This window comes from Candidatus Bathyanammoxibius amoris (assembly GCA_024451685.1).
In the GTDB taxonomy this organism is placed as follows: Bacteria; Planctomycetota; Brocadiia; order Brocadiales; family Bathyanammoxibiaceae; genus Bathyanammoxibius; species Bathyanammoxibius amoris.
In genome coordinates this window covers 60466-76600 of sequence record JAMXCW010000009.1, presented here as the reverse complement: position 1 = coordinate 76600, position 16135 = coordinate 60466, and the positions used below count along the sequence as shown (strand labels likewise).

The 16135-nt window shown below is 53.5% G+C and carries 14 protein-coding genes and 1 tRNA gene; 7 read left to right on the top strand and 8 right to left on the bottom strand.

Translation table 11 applies throughout. The features are described 5' to 3' along the window. Positions 1 to 590 precede the first annotated feature (590 nt). The 6 genes from NOU37_06655 to NOU37_06630 form a co-directional block, all read right to left on the bottom strand. On the bottom strand, positions 591 to 827 hold the full coding sequence (locus NOU37_06655) for a hypothetical protein (GenBank protein ID MCQ4574913.1): 237 nt from the start codon (positions 825 to 827) through the stop codon (positions 591 to 593). Positions 828 to 1150: 323 nt separating this feature from the next. Continuing rightward, positions 1151 to 1226: transfer RNA gene (locus NOU37_06650), tRNA-Val, on the bottom strand. Between the two features lie 109 nt (positions 1227 to 1335). Then, positions 1336 to 1902 carry a hypothetical protein gene (locus NOU37_06645; GenBank protein MCQ4574912.1) on the bottom strand — a complete coding sequence of 189 codons (567 nt, stop codon included), beginning with the start codon at positions 1900 to 1902 and terminating at the stop codon, positions 1336 to 1338. Next, a complete protein-coding gene (gene truA, locus NOU37_06640; protein MCQ4574911.1) occupies positions 1899 to 2663 on the bottom strand; it encodes a tRNA pseudouridine(38-40) synthase TruA in 765 nt (254 codons plus the stop codon). The genes NOU37_06645 and truA overlap by 4 nt, the downstream gene beginning before the upstream one ends. Then, complete coding sequence (locus NOU37_06635) at positions 2656 to 3690, bottom strand: aspartate-semialdehyde dehydrogenase (protein ID MCQ4574910.1); 1035 nt, start codon at positions 3688 to 3690, stop codon at positions 2656 to 2658. The genes truA and NOU37_06635 overlap by 8 nt, the downstream gene beginning before the upstream one ends. Before the next feature lie 143 nt (positions 3691 to 3833). Beyond that, positions 3834 to 4847 (bottom strand): hypothetical protein, encoded by a 1014-nt coding sequence (locus tag NOU37_06630; GenBank protein ID MCQ4574909.1) that lies wholly within the window; start codon positions 4845 to 4847, stop codon positions 3834 to 3836. Between the two features lie 195 nt (positions 4848 to 5042). On the opposite strand from NOU37_06630, the gene NOU37_06625 reads away from it, so the two are divergent. The 7 genes from NOU37_06625 to shc all read left to right on the top strand — a co-directional run bounded on the left by NOU37_06625 (position 5043) and on the right by shc (position 11657). Continuing rightward, positions 5043 to 5489 carry a hypothetical protein gene (locus NOU37_06625; GenBank protein MCQ4574908.1) on the top strand — a complete coding sequence of 149 codons (447 nt, stop codon included), beginning with the start codon at positions 5043 to 5045 and terminating at the stop codon, positions 5487 to 5489. Between the two features lie 2 nt (positions 5490 to 5491). Further along, positions 5492 to 6832, top strand: coding sequence for a histidinol dehydrogenase (gene hisD, locus NOU37_06620; GenBank protein MCQ4574907.1), 1341 nt, complete (start codon positions 5492 to 5494; stop codon positions 6830 to 6832). Further along, the gene (gene hisC, locus NOU37_06615; GenBank protein MCQ4574906.1) at positions 6829 to 7881 is read left to right on the top strand and encodes a histidinol-phosphate transaminase; all 1053 of its coding nucleotides are present in this window, start codon (positions 6829 to 6831) and stop codon (positions 7879 to 7881) included. The genes hisD and hisC overlap by 4 nt, the downstream gene beginning before the upstream one ends. A gap of 149 nt (positions 7882 to 8030) precedes the next feature. Continuing rightward, positions 8031 to 8615, top strand: coding sequence for an imidazoleglycerol-phosphate dehydratase HisB (gene hisB / locus NOU37_06610; protein ID MCQ4574905.1), 585 nt, complete (start codon positions 8031 to 8033; stop codon positions 8613 to 8615). A 275-nt stretch (positions 8616 to 8890) separates the two neighbouring features. Further along, positions 8891 to 9181 carry a hypothetical protein gene (locus NOU37_06605; GenBank protein MCQ4574904.1) on the top strand — a complete coding sequence of 97 codons (291 nt, stop codon included), beginning with the start codon at positions 8891 to 8893 and terminating at the stop codon, positions 9179 to 9181. A gap of 107 nt (positions 9182 to 9288) precedes the next feature. Then, positions 9289 to 9573: a hypothetical protein gene (locus tag NOU37_06600; protein ID MCQ4574903.1), complete on the top strand. Its 285-nt coding sequence runs from the start codon at positions 9289 to 9291 to the stop codon at positions 9571 to 9573. 38 nt (positions 9574 to 9611) lie between these two features. After that, a complete protein-coding gene (gene shc / locus NOU37_06595; protein MCQ4574902.1) occupies positions 9612 to 11657 on the top strand; it encodes a squalene--hopene cyclase in 2046 nt (681 codons plus the stop codon). A gap of 31 nt (positions 11658 to 11688) precedes the next feature. On the opposite strand, the gene hpnH is transcribed toward shc, so the two are convergent. Further along, positions 11689 to 12684: an adenosyl-hopene transferase HpnH gene (gene hpnH / locus NOU37_06590; GenBank protein MCQ4574901.1), complete on the bottom strand. Its 996-nt coding sequence runs from the start codon at positions 12682 to 12684 to the stop codon at positions 11689 to 11691. A gap of 3 nt (positions 12685 to 12687) precedes the next feature. After that, entirely contained in the window at positions 12688 to 16029 is a 3342-nt protein-coding gene (locus tag NOU37_06585; GenBank protein MCQ4574900.1) for an alkaline phosphatase family protein, read from the bottom strand. Positions 16030 to 16135: the final 106 nt, after the last annotated feature.

Genomic DNA, 16135 nt, shown 5'->3' with positions numbered 1-16135 from the left:
CAGGCAAAAGAACAGCCTCTTTAGACGCTACTTTGCGGAAAGTTGCCGTCTTTATGGCCCCCTGTTTTCGAGGGTGTTCTGGTGTGTTTACTTGACAGTTACTTGACAGTCAAAGAAGGGTAGCACCCCTGAGGGGGGGGTCTTTTTGTAATCGGTGGGGTGCTGCAGTGCTTCTGAAATCCTACAAGGCTGCAAGACTCACATGCGCCACAATGACTAACCAAATAATCGCCAGACGATATACGCTAGAATGGCTACGCCAAAAATAATGCCCCCATACTTCATAACCCCGCCACAACTGCGACCACACGCCGTATCTTCTTTCTTCTCTACTTCCATCGTGTTCACCTCTTCCATCTACTTGTTGACATTCACCTACACGTATTATATGGCGTTAGTGGTGGTTTTTCAAGGCTAGTGTGAAGTAGTTGACTCTATTGGGGGTTGTGGAGGGTAGCACTCTCCATAACCCCTGTCTATTTGAGGGTGTTTTGGAGTGTTTACTTGACAGTAGGAGGTGAGGTGACATGCAAAAGGTCTACCCCCCTAAGGGGGGGGGTAGTATACAATCTTTTCCGTGGAGTGAGTTATCACATACTTAGAAATACCAGGAAGGCGGCGAAGACGCAGGCCCCTCCCGCGGCGAATAAAAGCAGGGACAAGAGGAGATGGCTCCGCAGGACTCCGAGTACAGCAGTAATATTGGCAGTGCTGAGATCATCACCTTTTTTCAGTTTGAGCCCCAGGAAGGGTTTAGCTCCTACGAGACCTGCTATGAGCACTAGCAAACCACCCAATGCACCGAGAATCTTCACAATCAATAGCATCTTTTTGCCCCTTTCGCTAGAAAGTGATTTTGAAAATGCTAGGTGGGATTGCCTGCCACTACCCCCCTAAGAAATTAGTTGACCAACTATATTATGGGTATCACCGTTTGTCAATAAAAAAGACAGACAGCTATGTGGAGTATATAGAGATGATTAAGCCACGAACATTCGAGATAAAATAAAGACCCTGTTGACTCAGAGTGAGTCAATTGGCGGTATTGCCAAGCAACTAAAGGTGATTGGACAGACTGTGGAGTACCACCTACACGGCACAATTTGCGGTAGGCGAAGGGGAATGGGTTGCCGTAAATCCTTGCCGGGTATGGTGGGCGCTGGCGGACTCGAACCGCCGACCCCTTGCGTGTGAAGCAAGTGCTCTAGCCACTGAGCCAAGCGCCCCTCTACCGTCTGCGACATATTACCACGTCCTGTGCCGGCTTTTCAAGCCCGGAGACCCGTAACCTCTATGACTGCACGTGACCGCTGAACACGATATGGCCACAATTTCTCAGCGTGTCTTGGTCTTGACCCTGAACACAAACCTGTACCGCCTGGGCTCTCCGTTTATCTCGACCGGCAGTATCACCTCGAACGTGGCCCCGTCCCACTCCTCTACCGTGCGGGCGCTCTTCAGCTCGGGGAACATGGGCCTCACCTTCAAGCCGAGGAGGAACCTGTGGTCTATATTGTCCACGGGTATTAGCGACTCAACCAGCTTGTACCCCCGCGGCAGCAGGACAGGCGTCTGGGGGTTGCCTTTATCCTCACCTTTATCCTCGTAATTAGCGCCCTTTTTGACCAGACGGTGCGACCGGCCGTCCGGGTCCTCATAAAGCGCCTTCTCCCAGTCGATAGTTACGTTACCGTTGCTTTTGTTTACAAGCGCTATTGTTATATAATCACGCTCGAGTGTGAAGCTGAACTGCAAGTCTTTATCCTCGTAGTTCAGATTGCCCGTGGGCGGGTCTATAAGGTAAAATCTGTAGTGAAACAGGTCGGATATTTTTGTATTCTGGCCGGCACAGCCGGCAATTACCGTCAGGAGGATTACTATTGTGGCAAAAATCTTCATCATGCGCCTTCTTCGTCGTAATTGACCTTCAACAGTGTTAACCCCTTCGCCGGGGCTGTCGGTCCCGCGAGTTGCCTGTCTCGTGAATCAAGTATATGCCTGAACTCTTCCGCACCCAGCTTGCCGCGGCCCGCGAGAAGCAGCGTACCGACTATCCCCCTGATCATCTTGTGCAAAAACCCGTCTGCCTCGACCACGATAGTTGTATACCGGTCTTGCCGCGTGATGTCAAAAGAGCTTATGGTGCGTACGCCGTTTTTTTTATCGGAGGACTCGACGCTGAAGGCCGTGAAGTCGTGACTTCCTGTCAGGCATCTTGAGGCCTCCTTCATCCTTTCAATATCAAGCGGCCAGGGATAGCGGTACGAGAGATTCCTGTTCAGCGCACAGGGCACGCGGTCATTAAGCACCGTGTAGGAGTAGACCTTGGACCTGGCGGAGTACTGCGCGTGGAAGTCCTCGGGTACTTCTTTTGCCGACCTGACCACTATATCGGGCGGGAGGTAGTAGTTTATCGCAGGCACAAACTCCCCGGCGGGCAGCTTTGAGAATGTCTTAAAATTTGCCGCCTGTCCCAGGGCGTGGACGCCGGAGTCCGTCCTCGATGCACCGTAAAGTGTCACCGCCTCACCCACAACCTTCTCGACGGCATCTTTCACGCAGGCCTGGATGGTAGGAACCGGGTCTCCTTTTTTAACCCTCTGTTCCTGCCATCCCGCGTAGTTTGTCCCCTCATACTCAATAACGAGTTTGATGTTACGCATACACCTTTGTGTGCTCGACGAGTTTTTCTGCTATCTGGATGGCGTTCAGGGCCGCACCCTTCCTGAGGTTATCGCTCACTATCCACAGGTTGAGGCCGTTTTCAACCGATGAGTCCTCGCGTATCCTTCCCACAAAGATCTCGTCCCTGCCCGCGGCCTGTGTGGCGAGGGGGTAGACCTGACGTTCGGGGTCGTCCATTACCGTCACACCCGGAGCCCTTGAAAGCAGCTCTTTGGTCTTCAACCGGGTAAGCTTCTTCTCCGTCTCTATGTTCACAGACTCACTGTGGCCCCTGAAAACCGGTATTCTGACCGTGGTCGCGGTTATCCGCAGGGAAGGTTCCTTCATTATCTTCCTGGTCTCCTCTATCATCTTTATCTCTTCAGTGGCATAGCCGTCCGGCAGAAACGCCTTTGACTGGGGTATCTGCGGCAGGGCGTTAAAGGCAATCTGATGGGGGAAGACGGTCCTCTTGTAATCCCTTTGATCCAGCAGGAGTGATTCCGTCTCCTTCTCTAATTCCTCAACGGCCAGCCGCCCGGCACCCGAGACTGCCTGATAGGTGGATACCACCACCCTCTTTATCACGGCGTCGTCGTGGATGGGTTTCAGGACCACCACCATCTGGATGGTCGAGCAGTTGGGGTTCGCTATAATGCCCTTATGCCCGGCGATTTCTTCCGGGTTTACTTCGGGCACGACAAGCGGCACACCCTCGTCCATCCGGAAGGCACTGGTGTTATCGACTGCTACTGCGCCCGCCTTCACACAGTGAGGCACGAACTCCCTGCTTATATCGCCGCCGGCGCTGAAGAGCGCTATGTCTATTCCCTTAAAGGAATCCGCCCGGAGCTCCTCTACGGTCAGCTCTTTTCCCTTAAACTCCAGCTTGTTCCCCGCGGAACGGCCGGAGGCAAGCAGCCTCAATTCCTTTAACGGAAAATTTCTCTCTTCCAGTATCCTCAGCATCTCGGTGCCAACCGCACCGGTGGCGCCGACTACTGCCACGTTTACCGGCATCTTCATATCCCTTTCCCTAATACCTGACCGTAGGGGCACGTTGTCCGCCTCAGGCTGAAAGTTCGCCTAAGGTGATCCTGCCAAGGCCGCCTCAGGCGGTTACCTCAGGCACGGTCCGCCAGTTAGTTTGGAGGGTGGTGCCCCTAACACTATCTATCCCTTATCAATATCTCGTCTCTTATTCCGAGGCGGGTTTTCAGGTCGTTTATGTCCCTTAGAAATCGCCGTGCATCCTCGGGGTAGCCGGCCGTGGGCCTGAGTCCGGGAAGGCGTTCCTGCCAGAAACCGTTGAAAAGCCTGAGAAACAGCTCCCTGACGTACTTGCTGTGCATCGACGCCAGGGCCACGCTCAGGTGCGCGTCCTCAGCGTCCTTCAGGAACGATATCCTCATCCGCCTCTGTCCGGTCCTATCTCTTACCTCGTAACGCGAAGAGGACTTGCCTTCCTCTGACAGCTTCTTAACCCTTGAATCCTTGAACGCCCTGGCGAGCATCGGGCCGTACCTGTCCCTCCCGCCATGCTTGTCACAGACGACCTCAATCTCCGGATGTTCTTGCCACAGACCAATCAATAAATTAACACAGTTCTTGAAGAGTAACAAGGACTTATTGCCAAGTCCCAATATCTCCTTATTAAACTCATATGGAGAAATAACCGCGCTCCTCGCGGCAACGTATTTCACCCCGTTGGCGGAGAGTACGTCCTTGAGCTTGTTATGCTTATGGCTAATGTCCGCCATATTTAACTCAATGGGCAGAGGGCCAAGTTCTTTATTATTGTACCAGGGATAAACCCTCAGGAGCTGTTCGTCGTAGCAGCCGAGCGAGGTGAGCAGGCCCTTCAGGTCACAAGCCGTTTTGCCCAGTAACATCTGGAATGTGAGGACCGCTTCTTCAAGTTTGGAAAGCCCCTTCCTGGTAGAATACAGTTTCTTGCTGTCGCCGATTACTATCCGGCGGTCACTTCGCCCTCCGTCATTAGGATAGCCCGCTACCCCTTCTTTCAGTATGTGCCAGAGGTTCGGCCCGTCCGGGTTGTTGCGCCTTCCCGGAATCTCGCCCGGTTGCGGACGTACAGGTACATCAAAGGCCGTGGCCGTGATGACCAGCGGTCCCAGTGTAGGCCCGTAGCCTGCCTCATCAATCCCGATTATAACCGGCATGTTTTGTCTTTCGCAGGGACAGGGCTTTAGCCCTGCCTGTCCGTTTGGAGGGCGTCTGCCCCCCTACGGTTGGTATTATATTCTTCCCCATCTCAAAGTCAAAGCAACCCCCATTTTCCTTGACAACACAAATTGCAAAAAATATAATCAAAATCGCTTAAGTCTTGAAAAACTAGTAAATTAGGAGGCAAAAACTTGGTCCCGATAGAGGGAAAAATAGCCCGGATTCTCGATGAATACAACGTGGTAATAAACGTCGGCCGCGGGGACGGCGTGTGTGAGGGCATGCCATTCGTCATATTTGCCACGAGTGAGAACGAGGTGAAGGACCCCGACACCGGCAAAGTACTGGGGAAACTTGAGACGGTCAAGGGTTACGTCTCCGCAGTCCACGTCCAGGACGGACTCAGTATCTGCGCGATACAACCTCTGGCAAAGGGTGGGGCGGAAGGTGAGGCAAAGACCCAGACACAAACCCTTAGCGGGGCCATGATGGCCGAATCGCTGGGTTACAGGTCCGGGGGCGAACACCGGCTCAACGTCAATCCCTCTCAGGTATCGGGGATGGCGCTCGGCGGGACCATATCTATTGGCGACGGGGTACGCTCTATTGGAAAGGCGGACAGTCCCGGTAAGGATTAGTGATGAAGATTGTAAGCACATCGGAATGTGACCGCACAAAATTGGTAAACGGCATCAAAAAGCGCCTCGACACCTTTGAAGGCTCGTTCGCCCAGAATATCGACGCCGGGTTGACCGCAAAGGTGTTCGGCGAGAGATTGTCGCCCATAGATTCCGTCAGGCGCATTCTCGCCGACGTGAAGGAGAAGGGCGATGATGCCGTGCTATTTTACAACTCCGCCTTCGACGGCGTCTCCATTACCGGGGATGAGTTGAAAGTATCGGAGGAGGAGATAGAAGAGGCCTATAACAGGGTTGATGGGTCCTTCTTAAAGGCAATAAAAAAGGCAAGGGACAGCATTGTCGCATTTCAAGAGCATATAAAAACGGATTCACCTGGTAAATTCTCCAACGATGGGATATCGCTGGAACTTATCTACAGGCCGATAGAGAAGGTGGGTGTATACGCCCCCGGCGGCAGGGCGTCGTATCCCTCCAGCGTGCTCATGTGTGCCGTACCGGCACGGACCGCCGGTGTGGACATGGTGATTATGTGTACACCGGCCGGGAAGGACGGCAGGATATCGCCGGAGAGGCTTGTGGCGGCAAAGGAGGCCGGGGTTACGGACACATACAAGATCGGCGGCGTACAGGCCATCGCAGCACTGGCCTTCGGGACCGACACGGTGCCAAAGGTAGACAAAATAGTCGGGCCGGGAAACGTGTTCGTTACGATGGCCAAGAAGGAGGTGTACGGCTACGTAGACCTTGACATGCTGGCGGGACCGAGTGAGGTGGTGATTCTGGCCGACGAAAAGGCGGATGCCGCGCTTATCGCGTCGGACCTTTTGTCCCAGGCCGAGCACCCGGGCGCGGCCATGCTGGTAACACCGTCAAGACAGTTGGCCGAGGGCGTCGAGGCAGAGATAAACAAACAGCTAGAGGGATTGCCGAGCAGGGAGCTTGCCGAGGAGTCGCTTAAGGGTTTGGGCATTCTGGTGGTAACCCGTGACATGGAAGAGGCCGTGGAGATTGCGAACTCGATCGCGCCGGAACATGTCGGACTCCACCTGAAAGACCCTGAGGCCATTTTGCCCGGTCTCAGGCACGCGGGGACGATATTCATGGGAAGTTTTTCCCCGGTGGCAGTAGGCGATTATATAGCAGGACCCTCTCACGTGCTGCCCACGGGCGGTACTGCCCGGTTTTTCTCAGGTCTGGGCGTAAATGACTTTATCAGGCGGTCCAGCGTTATTTCCTGCTCAAAGGAGGCCTTGATGGAGGTTGCGCCGGATATTATAACTATGGCCGAGGCCGAAGGTCTTCCGGCACACGCGCAATCGGTGAGGATGCGGTTAAAATGAGTCTGTTCCGCAATAACATAGACAGGATGAAGGGCTACGTACCGGGTGAACAACCGCAGGGAGGGGATTACGTAAAACTAAATACCAACGAAAACCCCTTTCCGCCGTCGCCAAAGGTTGCCGCTGCCGTGAAGGAGGCCGCCAGCTCAAGTCTCAGGCTGTATCCCGACCCGATGGCTACAAGCGTCAGGGAGAAGGTGGCAGAGGTGCTTGGAACGCGGCCGGACAGGGTCCTGGTGGGTAACGGCTCAGACGAACTCCTGGGGGTTATTATAAGGTCGTTTGCCGGACCCGGCGACAGGGTGGTATTCCCTTACCCTACGTATCTGCTGTATAAGGTCCTGGCCGACGTACAGGACGCCGGGGCCGTGGAGGTTGATTTCGGTGAGGGTTTCTCTTTGCCTGAGGACATAGTTGTAAAGGGCGCAAAGGTAACCTTTCTCTGCAATCCCAACTCACCCTCAGGGACGATGGTCTGGCCCGATGAGGTGGACCGGCTGGCCAAGCGGATAGACGGGGTGCTTGTGGTTGATGAGGCGTATGCCGATTTTGCAGACGCCAACTGCCTCTCGCTGGTGGAGGATAACCCGAACGTCATAGTACTGAGGACGTTGTCAAAATCCTACAGCCTGGCGGGTCTCAGACTGGGCTTCTGTATCGCCCAGGAGGGACTCATCGGCGGTCTTGTGAAGGTGAAGGACTCATACAACGTGGACAGGCTCAGCATGGCCGCCGCCATCGCCGCCCTGGACGACCAGAAACACCTTAAAGAAAACCTGGACAAGATTAAGGAAATCAGGAGTTACCTGACCGAATCCCTCAGGGAGATGGGTTTCTTTATCTATCCGTCTCAGGCGAATTTTGTATTCGCCCGCTGTAAGGACGCCTCCGCCGCGAAGGAGATATACGAACAGCTAAAACACCAAAAAATCCTCATCCGGCACATAAATTACCGCGGGCTGGAGGATTGCGTGCGGATATCCGTTGGTACAAAGCAAGAGATAGATACCTTGCTCGGCGCCCTTTCCGAGGTGTTGTGTGAGACATAGAGGGGTGCCCGGTAAAAATTCCCTGAATAGCTTGTGTCATTCTGAGCCAAAGAGCCCTGAACGTAGCGAAGGGGCAGCGAAGAATCTCTAAGATATTAGATGGATATCGCAAAGGCTTAAGTTCGCCAGAAGCAAATAACGGAATTATGATGAGAAAAGCGCAAATAGACAGAAAGACGAAAGAGACAAATATAAGACTGGCGTTGGAGCTGGACGGTCAGGGCCGGTATGACGGCTCTACGGGCATAGGTTTTCTAGACCACATGCTGGAGCTCTTTTCAAGGCACGGGCTCTTCAACCTGAAGGTGTCGGCAAAAGGCGACCGTGAGGTAGACGACCACCACACGGTGGAGGACGTCGGGATATGTCTGGGACAGGCCCTGAACGAGGCGCTTGGAGACAAAAAGGGTATCGTGCGTTTCGGCGACGCAAGCGTCCCCATGCAGGAGACACTGGCAAACGTGGCCGTGGACCTGGGAGGGAGGCCCGCGCTCGTCTTTAACGCACCCCTTACCAGCGAAAAGATAGGCGAATTTGACGCGAACCTGGTCGAGGAGTTCATGCACGCCCTGTCAACTAACGCCACAATCAACCTCCACGTGAACGTCCCCTACGGGACCAACAATCACCATATCGCAGAGGCCATATTCAAGGCCCTTGCCAGGGCCCTCGCAAAGGCGGTGCGGCTGGATGAGAGGATAAAAGACGTGCCCTCCACAAAGGGCATCCTGTAGGGGCGACCACCGCCCTTGCCGTCGCCTGCACCGCATATCTGGTGCTGGGGATATTATCGTTCATGGGCCTTATAACACTGGCCGGTATTAGCTATATTATCGCATTTGTCGTCGTTATGGGTATGAGGATATGGATGACACTGGATGCCATCACGGCCTTTGTCCCCTATAGAAGAACACAAGCTGTGGTTAGAGTCTCCAGCGGATTTTCTCCGTGTGGTGTAACTTAACAGGTAGCGCAGGCAGTATTTCGCGCTTAAGATTGGAGGCGTCAGATGGGGCATAGAACAAACGTCGGGTTCGGGAAATTCCTGATAATGCTTCTTGTAACCTGGCTTACTTTTCCCGGACTGGCTAACCTGTTGTTTCTGTGGCCTTTCCCGTATTACAGGTCCGGGGCCATCACTGCCCTCGGCATTTCCGTTACGTGTTTTCTGGTTATAATAATCCTGGCGGGCATAGGCCTTGTAGGTCTTGGCGACGTCGCGGTTTATATTGCATTTGTCATCGTTTTCGCCTTGAAGATATGGATGACGATAGACGCCATAAGCGCGTTCTTTGATTAGTGATTAGAAAGCACACCCCGCCCCGGGACAGCATTGACAGCGTCACTCGCGGCGTGGCTTAAAGGGGTGCGCATGGATAAGGGTCACACACAGGCTGGAGGTGTTACATGGAAAAGGTGTTGAGAGTCGGGTTTGTAAAATTTATAATAATGCTCCTTGTTACCTGGCTCACGCTTTTTCCCGGGCTCGGTAATCTAATATTTCTATGGGCTAGTCCGTATTACAGGATAGGTGCAATCACCGCCCTCGTTATTGCCCTTGGTAGTTCTCTGGCAATGTGGTTATTGGCCGGTGACAGTATCTTTGATATTCGTTACATTATTTTATTCATTGTAATTATCGCCATGAAAATCTGGATGACTTTGGATGCCGTCAGTGCGTATGAACGCTAAAAGGTTACAAAAACCCCCGGGGTAGATACTACTTCACCATGGATAAACTCGTTCCCAGACTCCTTGACAGGATTAACATGCGTTTCAAGGGCATAAGGACAAACGGCCGAATCCCGCTGACCGTTATGGACAGGTTCGCCTATAACGTGCCCGGGGATTTTCCGTCTGAGATACCCCCGTCAGGGCTTAAAGACGCCATCCAAAAGACACAGGATTATTTTCTGGGCATTCAGAAGGACGACGGACACTGGGTTGGTGAACTGGAGGCGGATTCGTCACTAACGTCTGATTACATCCTGCTCATGCACCTCCTGGCCGCGTCAGGCGGAGAAGTGGATAAAACCCAGCAGAAGAAGGCGGTCAATTATATACTCGGCAAACAGCTCCCCAACGGCGGGTGGAACATGTACGCCAACGGGCCCAGCGAGATAAGCGTGTCCGTAAAGGCGTACTTCGCGCTCAAACTTGCCGGCCACTCCGCGGATGCGCCCTCGATGCGGAAGGCCAGGGAATGTATCCTGGGGCTCGGCGGGGTTATGAAGTGCAACGCCTTCATGAGGATATACCTCACTATCTTCAAACAGCTTGATCCCAGGTGGGCCCCTGCCGCGCCGGTCGAGGTGATGCTCCTTCCCTCCATCCTGCCGTTTAATATATACGAGATGTCCTACTGGTCCAGATGCATCGTGGTCCCCCTGACGATTGTGCAGGCGCGGGATTATTCTGTGGACGTTGGTGTAAACATAGACGAACTCTACACCGAACCCAAAGAAACCTCCAAGGATGAGATAGAAAGAGAACGGCCCGCCCTCACGTGGTACAACTTCTTTATAACCCTGGACAGTCTGGCTAAACGCTACCAGAAGCGGCCCATCCACTTCCTGAGGGAAATTGCCGTGAAAAGGGCGGCAAACTGGATACTGTCGAGGCAGGAGAAATCCGCCGGGCTAGGCGCCATCTGGCCGGGGATTATGAACACCATATTCGCTCTGAAGGCCCTGGGTTATCCCAATGACCATCCTGAGATAAAGAGGCAGCTCCGGGAGGTGGAACAGCTTAAGATAGAGGAGGAAGACAGCCTCCGCATGCAGCCGTGCACCTCGCCGGTGTGGGATACCGGCTGGGCGGTTATAGCGCTCCATGATTCAGGCCTGTTGAGGAATCATCCGGCGCTGCTTAAAGCGGGTAAGTGGCTCCTCACTAAAGAGGTGCGGAACCACGGTGACTGGTGTATAAAGAATCCTAAAGTGGAACCTAGCGGCTGGTATTTCGAGTATGCCTGCGAGTGGTTTCCCGATACGGACGACTCTGCCGTGGTGCTGATGGGCCTTCAGCGCATCGCACTGCTGGAGGCGGGGGCGAAGAAGGAAGGGGCGCTCCTGAGGGGCACAAAGTGGCTCCTGGGGATGCAGTGCAACGACGGCGGATGGGGGGCTTTTGATAAGGATAACGACAAACAGTTCCTAAATCATGTTCCATTCGCAGACTTCGGTGCGATACTGGACCCCTCCACAAGTGACGTCACCGGGAGGTGTCTTGACTGGTTCGGCAGGGTCGGGTTTGACATGGGCCACAGGGCGGTGACCAGGGCGGTAGAGTTTCTCAAGAAGGAGCAGGAAAAAGATGGCTCCTGGTTCGGCCGCTGGGGCAACAATTATATATACGGCACGTGGTCGGTGTTGACGGGGCTTGTCTCCGTAGGTGAGGATATGGACAAGGACTACGTAAAGAGGGGGGTGGCATGGCTGAAGAGCGTGCAGCTATCCAATGGCGGCTGGGGCGAGAGATGCACAAGTTACCATAACCCCGCGTTTAAGGGAAAAGGGCCTGCAACGCCGTCGCAGACCGCCTGGGCCCTGATGGGACTCCTTGCAGCCGGCGAGGTGGAATCCCCCGAAGTGGAGAAGGGCGTCGAGTATCTGATTAGCACCCAGAAAGACGACGGTTCCTGGGACGAGGACGAGTGGAACGCAGTCGGTTTCCCAAAGTTCTTCTATCTGGAGTATCACATGTACCGCAATTATTTCCCGCTGATGGCCCTGGGCCGCTATAGGAATCTGAGAGAAAAGACAGAGGTAGGTTAAAGCGTGTTCCCTTAGACAGGGAAACTGTAAGCTATGTAAAGCTCCACCTGGCCATCTCCATCATGTCGGAAATGCCGTTAATACCTTCCAGTATCACGCTTGCCTCAAAGCCGCAGTGCATCATGCAGTTCTTGCACCTGGGGTCCTTGCCGGAGCGATAGTATTCCCAGTCGGTATTGTCCATCAATTCCTTATACGTGGGGTAGTGTTTGTCGGTAATCAGGTAGCAGGGGCTCTTCCAGCCGAGCGTGTTGCGGGTGGGGTTGCCCCACGGGGTGCACTTAAGTTTCTTCTGGCCGGTCAGGAATTTCAGGTACAGAGGGGTGTTGAGGAGTCTGTACCGCTTTGACAGCTCGTATATGAAACCGAACCGCTTTTGAATCTGTTCCCGGGTCAGGAATATGTCGTCACTACTGTGTACAAAGCCAAACCCGGGGGAGACCAGCATCCCGTCTATCCCTATCCCTTCCAGATATGCAAACAGCTCCTCTATCTCTTCGGGCTTGGTATCCAGGTAGAGGGTGGTGTTGGTGCAGACCCTGAAGCCGAGTTTCTTTGCCTCTTTTATGGCCTCTACGGCCTCTTTGAATGAATCCTCGTGCAAGGTTATCGCATTATGGGTCTCTTCAAGCCCGTCTATGTGGACGTTGATATTAAAATGTGAGCTTGGTTCGAATTTGTCCAGGATGCCGGTAAGCAGTAAGCCGTTCGTGCAGAGGTAGATGTACCGGCCCATGTCCACCAGGCCTTTAACTATCTCGTCTACCTGCGGGTGAAGGAGCGGTTCGCCGCCGGTGACCGTAACTACAGGCGCCCCGCACTCCTCTGCCGCACCGAGGCACTCCTCTACCGAAAGAAGGTCGCTGTTGTCACTGTATTCTATGATCCTTCCGCAGCCCTTGCACGACAGGTTGCACAGGTGGGTTGGCTCAAGCATGAGCACCAGGGGGAACTTCTCCCTGGACGCCAGTCTGTTCTTCAGAAGGTAGCCCGTAAGAGATGTGCCAAGTTTTACAGGTACACGCATCCTCTATTCCGCAACATCAAGCAACTTAAACGGGCTGTCGTCCGACCGGCCCACTACCTCGGGCGTTTTCCAGGTCTTCTTTACCGTGGAGTTATGGGCGGCGCCAATGGTGTGTTCGACGCCGAAGATGACCCGGTAGCCCAACCTGGTGCCTGCCTCGACTACTCTCCTCACGGTATTGTCCAGTACGAATTGCATGCCGTCAATCGGAGCGTTAAGTACCTGCCCGGGGAGTAAGCCCTTTCTGCCCTTATGGACCGGCCAACCGAGCCCCCTGTTTATATCTCCACCGACGTCCTGTATCCAGTCTATAAGGAGCATTGCCCTGTGGTAGTTGTTCTGTGTTAAGTAAAACTGGAAGAGTATCATGCTGACGCCGTCAGAAATGCTGAACTGTTTTATCCTCAGGGCCTCAACGAACTGGGAAGTCCGCTTTACGAAAAGACTGTTAGGTTCATCCCTCCTGAAGCCGTCCCCGAGCGCGGTTGTGGCGGTATCAAGCGGTCTTACCTTGTCGCCGGGAATAATGACATCGGCAATGGTATCCACCACCTTGACACCCGGTGTATTCCAGGCAAGGACCGTGTTTGCCGCAAGATAGTGGAGGTCGTACGGGTTTCTCAGGCTGTGCATGTTATAACCTGTCTTGGCAACTTTCGGTGGATAATAAAAGGGAATACCGTTGTCCGTGTAGAACCCTACTCTATCGTCACGCACGAATACGGGACCCTCCTGAACCTCCTCCTCATAGATATCCAGGATGGTCTTCCCGTCCAGCTCGTCCTTCTCATATTCCACTCCTGCGATATCCAGCACGGTCGGCACCACATCCAGATTCAGGTGCGGCGTGTTGTTAACGACGCCTTTTTTGATGTTTGGCCCGGCGACGAAAAGCGGAACCCTCACACTCTCGAAAAACGGGTAACCGTGGTCTGTCGCAAGCCTTTCGTCCGTCTGGAAGCTCCAGCCCCTTTTGGGTGTCACTGTAAAGTCCGGCGCAAACCTGGCCTGGATGTTATCAATAGACTCATCCCATTTTGTATGGTGCGCAAAGTACACTACGGCGTCAGGATATTCGGTGTCCTTTGTGGCTTCCAGCCACTCCCGGCCCGAATGGAACTCGTTGAACCAGCTTAAATCCTTATTTATGTGCTGCATAAATGAGTCTGAACTTGTGTAGCGCATGGGGCCTTCGACCATTGCACCGGTGGAGCGTGTCACGGTCTCTGTCACGGTCTCTGTCACGGTCTCTGTCACGGTCGTTCCATAGGCGGGGGGTGTCGCAACCTCTGCCCCGGTCGTTTCTTCGGCGGGGGGTGTCCCGGCCTCTGACACGGTCGTTTCTTCGGCGGGGGGTGTCGCAACCTCTGCCCCGGTCGTTTCATCAGCGGGGGGCGTCCCGGCCTCTGACACGGTCGCTACATAGGTAGTGTATGTCTTAGCCACCGACCCGGTCGTGTTGTAGGTGTTGTTGCCGTCAGGGTCCTGATCAAAATCGGTAACGACCCTGTAGCGATACTCAAAGTCACGTTTGCCGTTCCCGGCCTTCCTCATTTCTATGAGGGCCTGAAGCCCATGACCGTCCATGACCAGGGTTGTGTTATTGTCCCTGGTTACCGGCACAGTGATCAGGTCAATCGGTTTGTTAGAGACCAGCCCCGGGAACTTGTTCTCTTCCGACAAGTCTATCTTCAGGAGCCTGTTCAGGATGTTTACAGGCTTCATGGTCGGATATACCTGGTAGTGGGTAAGGTCGTAGTAGCTGTTGGTTGTGTCGAAATTCCTTGAAGACTTGTGCTTGTACGGCAGATATACCACGGCACAGCCATAGCCCATGCTGCCGGTGGCCATAAAGTCCTCTTTGCTCTTGTCGATATGCTCTCTGTGAAGGGACTCATCGTGCTCAACCCACTGCACATTGAACCCCATGCCGCTGTCTTCGTCCAGTTCACCGTTTCCGTCGACGTCCATAATGCTCTTGTAGAAGAAGTCGTTTGTCACGTCGAAGCTCTGGTTTATAAAGTCCTTGCCGCCCACGTGGCCGTGGTCGGAGTAGAGGAACATGTAGGTCTTGTCGTACATGCCTTCGAGTTTCAACTTGTCAATCATCTTGCCGAATTGTTTGTCTATCAGGTAGAGTTGCTTTCTCGCCTCGCCCCACTCGCCTCTGGGCGATTCGTGAGAACGCTCGTCCGCGCCCGGGAGCCAGACGTACATTATCTTGAATTTCTGCTTTATGACGTAATCTATGGCAAACTGGGTATTAACCGCGTCGAATTTGGGCTTTATCTGATGACTGCCCGCGATGCGGAGGGTTTCCGAGAGTGATTGGTCATAGAAGAACGGTTGTTGTGCGAACAGTACCGGCAGCACGGTTGAATGCATCGGCACCTTGGCATCCTGCATTCTATCGAAGATTGTCGGCAGTACCTCTCTCCTCGGGCTTTCGTCAACTATGTCGCCCACGGTTCCGGGCTTCATCCTCCTCGCAGCGGTCACCGGGCCGTATGGAGTAAAGAAATGCCTTATCTGGTTGACACGTTTGTCGAGATAGGCGTCCGACTTAATGCCGGTGAGATCGCTAAAGTTGCTGGAGAGGAAACAGGCCGTACTCGTCCACGTTGTGCTGGGAAAAACCGTAAAAGAATAAGGGAAGCCTATGCCCCCGTCAATGAAGTGCTTCTTTAGATTGGGCATGTAACCCTTGTAAGCCATTTCCATGAAGACCTCGTAGTTTAAACCATCAATGTAGACGATCAATACGTTCGGGTCCTCTACGGGTTTGCCCTGCGCGCCTTTTCCCCCTTCTTCAATCTTTCTGGTGTCCTTTACGACAAATTGCCGGGGTAGTTCATTATATATGTCAATCTTTGCGTAGAAATCGCCCCTGTTGTCTTCTACGTCAAAATCGTTTACGCCCAGATAGACGTCTCCAGTGCCGTCGGCCTCGATAACGGCGTCACGGCCTATAAGAAATATGTCACCGTTTTCCCCAACCTTACCTATCAGGGCGTAACAGGGCGCAGGCCCGGATACGGCCGCAGCCAGCGGGAACTGGTTGTGCTTTACCTTTTCGGAAAAATCGTATGTACCGTTTGGTTTTACTATATATTCGTAGTCCCGGCCGAGGTAGGTCCATTTAGATATCTCTATCTTACCCTGGGCCTCTATGTGCATATACTGGCCCTCAATTACGGCTACATCTGTTTTTGTCCAGGTCTGGGTTGACGGGACCTTTATGGCGTTCGGGCCCAACGTGATTGGTTCATCCAGCGGAATGGCGGCACAGCTAAGCAGGGAACAAAACAACGCAAGCGACGCAAAAACGTGCAGGTATCTTCTCATCTTACCACCCCTCGGCATAACAGGTTATAGACTACTACGGTAACCCCCACAGGAAGCGCATAGATTATAACGTCAAACCGACATATTTCTAGTATAAATTTTTTAT